Origin of the sequence: Micromonospora globispora, from assembly GCF_003857015.1 — a bacterium.
In the GTDB taxonomy this organism is placed as follows: domain Bacteria; phylum Actinomycetota; class Actinomycetes; order Mycobacteriales; family Micromonosporaceae; genus Micromonospora; species Micromonospora globispora.
This window is the reverse complement of record NZ_QGGF01000232.1, coordinates 1-7,337: the sequence shown is the minus strand read 5'-3', so window position 1 is coordinate 7,337 and position 7,337 is coordinate 1. Positions and strand designations below refer to the sequence as shown.

Below are 7,337 nucleotides of genomic sequence, written 5' to 3'. Positions count from 1 at the left end.
GGCCCGCGACCGCCGTCCACCCCCGATGCCGTCGCCGGACCAGGGCGAGCAGCGCGACCGTCACGCCGACCGCGCAGTCGAACCACCAGTACCTGCCGCCCCAGCTCCCCGCGAGCGCGGCCGCCTGGACGGCGATCGCCGTGGCGAACCCGAGCCCGAGCCCGACCTGGACCGCCACCGTCCACCGGTCCGAATGATCCATGCCGCCCAGGCTAGGGAATCCGGAGGCGGGCCGAACCGGTCAAAAGTACGATCGCCGGCGCCGGGAACCGTGCCGCGGACCGATGGCGGGAGTCGCGGGGCCGGTGAGGCTCGGGGCATGACTGACCAGAACTCTCCACCGGTGCTGCACGCCGAGGGCCTCACCAAGCGGTACGGCAGGCGGGTCGCACTCTCCCACTGCGACCTGCAGATCCCCAGCGGCCGGGTGATCGGCCTGGTCGGGCCGAACGGGGCCGGCAAGTCCACGCTGCTCCAGCTGGCGTGCGGACTGATCGCCCCCACCGCGGGCACCCTGCGGGTGCTCGGCGCCCGCCCGGCGGCCGACGCGGCCCACCTGGCCCGGGTCGGGTACGTCGCCCAGGACACCCCGGTGTACGCGGCCCTGACCGTGGGCGACCACCTGCGGATGGGTGCGCGGCTGAACCCGTCCTGGGACGCGGCGCTGGCCGAGCGGCGAATCGCCCAGGTCGGGCTGCACCCGAGGCAGAAGGCGGGTCGGCTCTCCGGCGGGCAGCGCGCCCAGCTCGCCCTGACGGTGGCCGCCGCGAAGCGCCCCGAACTGCTGATCCTCGACGAGCCGGCCGCCGCGCTGGACCCCCTCGCCCGGGACGGGTTCCTGCACCACCTGATGGAGTACGTCGGCGAGCTGGGCGCCAGCGCGCTGCTCTCCTCGCACCTGCTCGGCGACGTGGCCCGGGTCTGTGACCACCTGGTGGTACTCGCCGCCGGCCGGGTCCAGCTCGCCGGCGACGTCGCCGACCTGCTGGCACACCATCACCGGCTGGTCGCCCCGCGCGGCGAACTCGACCGGCTCCCCGCCGGGCTGGAGCTGGTCCGGCGGGAGCCGGCCGGGGCGTACGAGCGGGCGATTGTCCGGACCGCGGCCGGGACGCCGCCGCCGGCGTGGACGGTGGAGCCGGTGGGGCTGGAGGAACTGGTCCTGGCGTACCTGGGCCGGGCGGCCGGCGACCCGACCGTGCCGGCCCCGAGCCCGGAGGCGGCCCGATGACCTGGCTGACCTGGCGGCAGTTCCGGGTCCAGGCCCTCGCCGGCCTGGCCGGACTGGCCCTGCTCGCGGCGTACCTGGTGCACCTGGGCCTGGCGATCCGGGGCGGCGACGACGCCTACCGGTCGCGTTGCGGGGCCGGCGGGGACTGCGCCCGGGCCCTCGCCCAGTACCTCGGCGACTACCAGAACACCCTGCTGTATCTGGCCGGGCTGCTCGCCCTGGTGCCCGCCCTCCTGGGCATGTTCTGGGGCGCACCGCTGGTGGCCCGGGAGCTGGAGACGGGCACGCACCGGCTGGTGTGGAACCAGAGCGTCACCCGCACCCGCTGGTTCACCGTGAAGCTGCTGGTCGTCGGAGTGGCCACGATAGCCGTCTCCGGCATGGCCAGCCTCCTCCTCACCTGGGCCGCCAGCCCGGTCGACCGGCTCGCCGGGGACCGGTTCAGCACCATCGTGTTCGGCGCCCGGAACGTCGCGCCGGTCGCGTACGCCGTGCTCGCGTTCACCCTCGGCACGGTGGTCGGGCTGCTGGTCCGCCGGACGCTGCCGGCGATGGCGCTGACCGTCCTGGTCTTCACCGTCGTGCAGTTCGTCGTGCCGAACGTGGTCCGGCCGCACCTGATGCCGCCGGTGACGGTCTCCCGCCCGATGACGGCCGACGCGATCAACGAGGCGCGCGGCCTGGGCAGCATCACCGGCGGGCCGGTGGTCAAGGGCCTGACGGTGCCCGGCGCCTGGGTCAGCGGGACCAGCGAGTTGCGCACCGCCGACGGCCGACCGCTCGCCCAGGACCGGTTCGACCACTGTTTCCGGGACCCGCCCCGCACCGGGGCCACCGGCACGTTCGGCGACACGGCAGTGTGCCTCGCCCGGCTGGACCTGCACGTGGTCCTGTCCTATCAGCCGGACCGGCGCTACTGGGCCTTCCAGTGGCTCGAGTCGGCGATCTACCTGGCACTCGCCGCGCTGCTGGCCGGGTACGGCCGGTGGCACGTCCGGCGCCGGGTCAGCTGACCGCCGGACAGCCCTCGGCGACACGCCGCCGGGTGCTGTCCGGCAGGGCATCGGCGGGCAAGAATGGCCCGATGGTCGTACCTCGTCAGCGTCCGCCCCGGCTGATCCGGCCGTCCGGGTCGATCAGCGGTGCCGAGGACGGCCGGCTCTGGTGCTGGCCGGTGGACGCGCCGCCGGGCACCCGCCCCCGGCTGCTCGCCGAGACCGGCGGTCGGCCGCTCGGCATCGAGCTGGACCCGGTCGACGGCGCGTCCCTGCTGGTCTGCGACGCGTACCGGGGGTTGCTCCGGGTCACGCCCGACGGGGTGGTGCACGAGCTGACCGGCGCCGACGCGCCCGTGCACCTGGCCGACAACGCCGCCGTCGCCCGGGACGGCACCGTCTACTTCACCGACTCCTCGGACCGGTTCCCGCTGTCGCACTGGAAGCGGGACCTGCTGGAGCACCGGCCCAACGGGCGGGTGCTGGCGTACGACCGGCGGACGGGCCGTACCGAGGTGGTGGCGAGCGGGCTCTACTTCCCCAACGGGGTCGCGCTGACCCCGGACGAGTCGGCGCTGATGCTGGTGGAGACCGCCACCCACCGGCTGCTCCGGATCGACCTGCCGGAGGGGCGGGCGACCGTGCTGGCCGACCTGCCCGCGTACCCGGACAACGTGGCGGCGGTGGGCGACGGGACGTACTGGATCGCGCTGCCCAGCCCCCGGCTGCCGATCATGGAACGGCTGCTGCCGCACCCCCGGGTGCGGCAGCTGGTGGCCCTGCTGCCCGGCGCGGTGCAGCCGCAACCCCGCCGGTACGGGCTCGTGGCGCTCGTCGACGGCGAGGGGCGGGTACTGCGGACGCTGCACGGCCCGGACGGCGGCTACTGGATGATCACCGGGGTGCGCCAGCACGGCGACCAGCTCTGGCTGGGCAGCCTCACCGCCACCGGCGTGGCCCGGGTGAGCCTCACCTGAAGCCGGCGCGGGCCGGCCCGCCACCCGTTCTCCGGTGGCGGGCCAGGCCCGATGGTCGTTCCTCCCCGGTCCGTCAGCCGCCGCTCGCCGACGGAGCGGGGGCGGGCGACGAGCCGCCGCCGGCCACGGCGCCCGGGTGGGGCGTGGCGCTGGGCGTGGGCTGCAACCCCGCCGGGACCGGTAGCGCGCTGCCCTTGACGAACTCGTCCCAGGTCACGTTCCACGCCGTCCAGCCGTTGCCCGGCTGCAACTGCACCTCGGTGCCCTTCACGGTGACCAGGTCGCCGACCTGGGTGATGCCCATCAGCCAGTTAGCGGCGGTGGCCGAGACGTTCGCGCAGCCGTGGGAGACGTTGGTGTTGCCCTGCTCCCCCTCGGACCACGGGGCCGAGTGGATGAACTCGCCGCCCCAGGTCAGGCGCTGGGCGTCGTCGACGTCGACCACGTAGCCGCCGTTCGGGTCACCCCGGGTGTCGAAGGTGGTCCGGTCGAACTTCTCCATGATCACCATCTTGCCGCTGGAACTCGGCGTGCTCGGCTTGCCGAGGCTGACCGGGATCCTGCGGAGCAGCTTGCCGTCCCGGTAGACCGACATCTGCTTGGTCGCGTTGTCGATGTCGAGCGAGACCTGCCGGCCGACCTTCCCGGTGGCGGTGTGGTCGACGTCGCCGACGGCGTTCTTGCCGATCGGCAGCCCCTCGAGCCCGGTCCGCACACTGATCTTCGTGCCGGGCTTCCAGAAGTCAGGGGCCCGGTAGTAGACCTGGCTGCCGTCCTCGATCCACGACCAGGCGCCCGGCTGCGGCGGATCGGTCTTCACAAACAATCTGCGCTGCACGTCCGCCCTGGCCGCTTTCGGAATCGGCGGGTCGAAAGCGACGGTGACCGGCATCGCTGTCCCGTATGTCTGATCACCGCGGAAGTAGAGAACGCTGGTGATGGCCGGTTTGGTCGATTTCGCCGCCGTGGTGAACGTCGTCTTCTGCGTGGTGGTCCGTCCGGAATTGCCGGCGGCGGTCACCTCGGCGGTATACGTCCGCGAGTTCTTCAACGGGCGGGTCGGCACCCAGCTCGACCCGTCCTCCCGCGGTTCGGCCGGGACCTGCTCGCCCTTGTCGTCGGTCAGCCGCACGGCCGTGATCTTGCCACCGCCGACCTTGGCGCCCACCTCGGCGCTGATCGGCACGTCCTTCGTCCGGTCCACCGGCGTCACGGCCACCGTCGGGTTGGCCGCGGCGTGCTTGCCGTGGCCCGCCTTGGCGGCCGGGTTCTTGTCGGCGGTACAGCCGACGAGGACCAACGGTGTGGCTGCGATGGTTACCGCGAATAGCGCAAATCGCCGCCTCACATGCATATTTCGCCCCCCATTTCCACTCCCCCTATGACTCACATTCTGTACGGCGCAGAGGGAGCCGTGGCATTTTCGGCGGAATTGCTGGAGTGCGGCGAGAACGGTTTAGACGGGCGCGTACGGAAATGCGAATTGCGACGCCGGACGGGGCGTGCGTCACCGCTGCCACGCTATTGCGCCCGGCCGCCCCGAGCCGACTCGGATGACCGATTTCTCGCCGGCCTCAGGGCCAGTCGTCATCGCCGTGATTGCGTTCCCACCGCCCGCCGATCGGCGGGGTGTCCAGCCGGGTGGGGGCGACCGAGTTGCCGGCGAGGTCGTTGTCCTCGACCCGGCAGTCCACGCAGCTGCCCCGCTCGGTGATCCACAGTCCGTGCGTCTGGGTACGCGGGTCCTGACTGTCCCAGACCCGGTTGCCCCGGATGCTCGCCGAGTCCATCGCCGCGTTGACGGTGATGCCCGCCCGCGTGCCGGGTGCGGCCGGCAGGTGGTACGACGTGCCCGGAGGCGGGATGTCCGCACTCCAGCCGGAGAAGGCGTCCGGGCGGATCTGCGCGAGGTTCAGCTCGGTGGAGTCGTTCGCCGCCACCACCGCGATCCGCTGCCCGACCCGGACCGTCTTGCCCCGGTGCTCGTCGTGCTGCCAGGCCGCCCGGCGGTCGACCACCTTCCGCTCGCTGTACCGCACCGAGGCACCGCCCCCGGAGATCTCCGGGCCGCACTGCCGCCCGTTGCCGCGGATCCGGTTGTTGATCAGCATCGCGTCGGCGATCGGCCGGTCGATCCGGATCGCGTCGAGGCTGTTGCCGTAGAAGTCGTTGCTCTCGATGACGATCTCCCGGGCGCACTCCTGCGCCTCGCCGCCCAGGCTGCGCTGGTGGTACCCGTACCGGCCGTTGCCGCTGATCCGGTTGCCCCGGATGGTGTACGGGCCCGGGGTGTTGCCGATGCTGACCCCGTCGCGCAGGTTGCCGTCGATCACGCAGTCGGTGAGGATGCCGCCGCGGCCCGCCGTGCCGGTGGTGCCCTTCGCCGAGACGTGGAAGCCGGCGTCCAGGTTCCCGGTCATCGTGCAGGCGGAGACGATCAGTCCGTTGGCACCCCAGTCCGAGATGCCGAAGCGGTTGCCCTGGGCGTGGCAGCCGATGATCCGGATGCCGCGCGGTCGCAGCGCGCCGGGCTTCTGCAGCTCCAGGAAGATGCCGTTGGTGGCGTTGCCGACCGCCGAGCAGTTGGTGATGTTGAGCCGCTCGACGCTGCCCCACCCGCCGATGCCGATGCCGATCCCCGCGCCGCCCATCTCGGTGCCGTTGTCCAGCCGCCCGCAGCCGGCCACCAGCACCCCGTCGATCAGCGTGTCCTGGAGGAAGTCGCAGCCCAGCCCGGTGGCGGCGGTGTGGTGGATGTAGAGGTTGCGGAAGATGCCCCGGACCACGTACTGCAGGCCCAGTCCCTTGGCGAGCGGGTTGTACTCGGCGGAGGCCACCCCGGAGCCGTCGATCTCGAAGTCGGCGAAGGTGCAGTACGCCAGGTGCCGCTCCCGGTCGGCGCCGTGCAGTTTTTCCGTGTAGAAGGCCAGCGGCGTCGGATCGGCCCGGTTGCCGGAATTGCTGAGCACGAACCGGGTGGCGCCGGGACCGGCGCCCACCAGGGACACCCCGGTCCGCCAGACCGTGCCGGCGTCCCGCATCGAGTAGACGCCGGGCGGGCAGTAGATCACCCGGGCCCGGCCGTCGGCGGCGAACGCGTCACCGAGCAGGTCCACGAGCGCGGCGAACGCGGGCTGATCGTTGGTCGTCCCGTCACCGGTCAGGCCGTGCTCGCGTGCGTTGCACATCAGCGGAGCACCGGCGACCGGATGCGGCCGCACACCACCGGCGGCGGGCATGTCCGGGTACGCCATCTCCAGTCCCCCCCTCGATGACCGGGCTGGCATTCCCGGTCCGTCGGGGGAGAAACGGGGTGGTACGGCCCCGGCCCCGGGCGTGGACGGGGCCGGGGCCGGGTCCGGCGGTCAGACGTTCGCCACCAGCAGCGCGGGCTGCTCGACGCAGTCCGCGACGTGCCGCAGGAAGCCGCCCGCCACGCCACCGTCGCAGACGCGGTGGTCGAAGGTAAGGCTGAGCTGGGTCACCTTGCGGACCGCGAGCTGCCCGTCCACCACCCAGGGCTTGTCCACGATCCGGCCGACCCCGAGCAGCGCCGCCTCGGGGTGGTTGATGATCGGGGTGGAGCCGTCCACACCGAACACCCCGTAGTTGTTCAGGGTGAAGGTGCCCCCGGTGAGCCGGGCGGGCGGCAGGGTGCCGGCCCGCGCGGCGGCGGTGGTGGCGGCCAGTTCGGCGGCCAGTTCCCGGGTGGTCAGCCGCTGGGCGTCCCGCAGCACCGGGACCAGCAGCCCGCGGTCGGTCTGCGCGGCGATGCCCAGGTGCACCCCGGCGGACTGGACGATCCGCTGCCCCTCGGTGTCGACGTGCGCGTTGAGCTGCGGGAACCGGCGCAGCCCGCTGAGGCAGATCCGGGCGAGCAGGGCCAGGATGCTCACCGGCGCGTCCGGGCTGGCCGCGTTGATCGCCGCCCGGGTCTCCAGCAGGGCCGTGGCGTCCACGTCGACCCAGATGGTCACCTCGGGGATCTCCCGCCGGCTGCGGGAGAGCTTGTCGGCGATCGTCTTGCGGATGCCGGTGAGCGGGATGACCACGTCCTCCGCGCCGGTGGGCGCGAGCCCGACGTGCGCGGCCGGGGCCTCCGGGACGGCCGCGAGCCGGGCGGCCGTGCCGGAG

General features: G+C 73.1%; 6 protein-coding genes and 1 pseudogene. 3 read left to right on the top strand and 4 right to left on the bottom strand.

Features of this window, described 5'->3' with window-relative positions:
* Positions 1-202, bottom strand: a pseudogene (locus DKL51_RS10180) (hypothetical protein); the annotation flags it as partial.
* 117 nt (positions 203-319) lie between these two features.
* Here DKL51_RS10180 and DKL51_RS10175 point away from each other — a divergent pair.
* From DKL51_RS10175 to DKL51_RS10165, 3 genes are all read left to right on the top strand, one after another.
* Positions 320-1,231 carry an ABC transporter ATP-binding protein gene (locus DKL51_RS10175; protein ID WP_109943553.1) on the top strand — a complete coding sequence of 304 codons (912 nt, stop codon included), beginning with the start codon at positions 320-322 and terminating at the stop codon, positions 1,229-1,231.
* Positions 1,228-2,244, top strand: coding sequence for an ABC-2 membrane transporter-related protein (locus tag DKL51_RS10170; RefSeq protein WP_109943552.1), 1,017 nt, complete (start codon positions 1,228-1,230; stop codon positions 2,242-2,244). Before DKL51_RS10175 ends, DKL51_RS10170 begins: the two co-directional genes overlap by 4 nt.
* Before the next feature lie 71 nt (positions 2,245-2,315).
* Positions 2,316-3,203 carry an SMP-30/gluconolactonase/LRE family protein gene (locus DKL51_RS10165; protein ID WP_124811999.1) on the top strand — a complete coding sequence of 296 codons (888 nt, stop codon included), beginning with the start codon at positions 2,316-2,318 and terminating at the stop codon, positions 3,201-3,203.
* A 73-nt stretch (positions 3,204-3,276) separates the two neighbouring features.
* Here the strand turns inward: DKL51_RS10165 and DKL51_RS10160 are convergent, their stop codons facing one another.
* From DKL51_RS10160 to DKL51_RS10150, 3 genes are all read right to left on the bottom strand, one after another.
* Positions 3,277-4,557, bottom strand: coding sequence for a L,D-transpeptidase (locus DKL51_RS10160; RefSeq protein ID WP_109943550.1), 1,281 nt, complete (start codon positions 4,555-4,557; stop codon positions 3,277-3,279).
* A 220-nt stretch (positions 4,558-4,777) separates the two neighbouring features.
* Entirely contained in the window at positions 4,778-6,457 is a 1,680-nt protein-coding gene (locus DKL51_RS10155; protein WP_109943549.1) for a right-handed parallel beta-helix repeat-containing protein, read from the bottom strand.
* A gap of 111 nt (positions 6,458-6,568) precedes the next feature.
* Positions 6,569-7,337: dihydrolipoamide acetyltransferase family protein (locus DKL51_RS10150; protein ID WP_260428457.1), on the bottom strand; the 769-nt coding region annotated here is incomplete at its 5' end.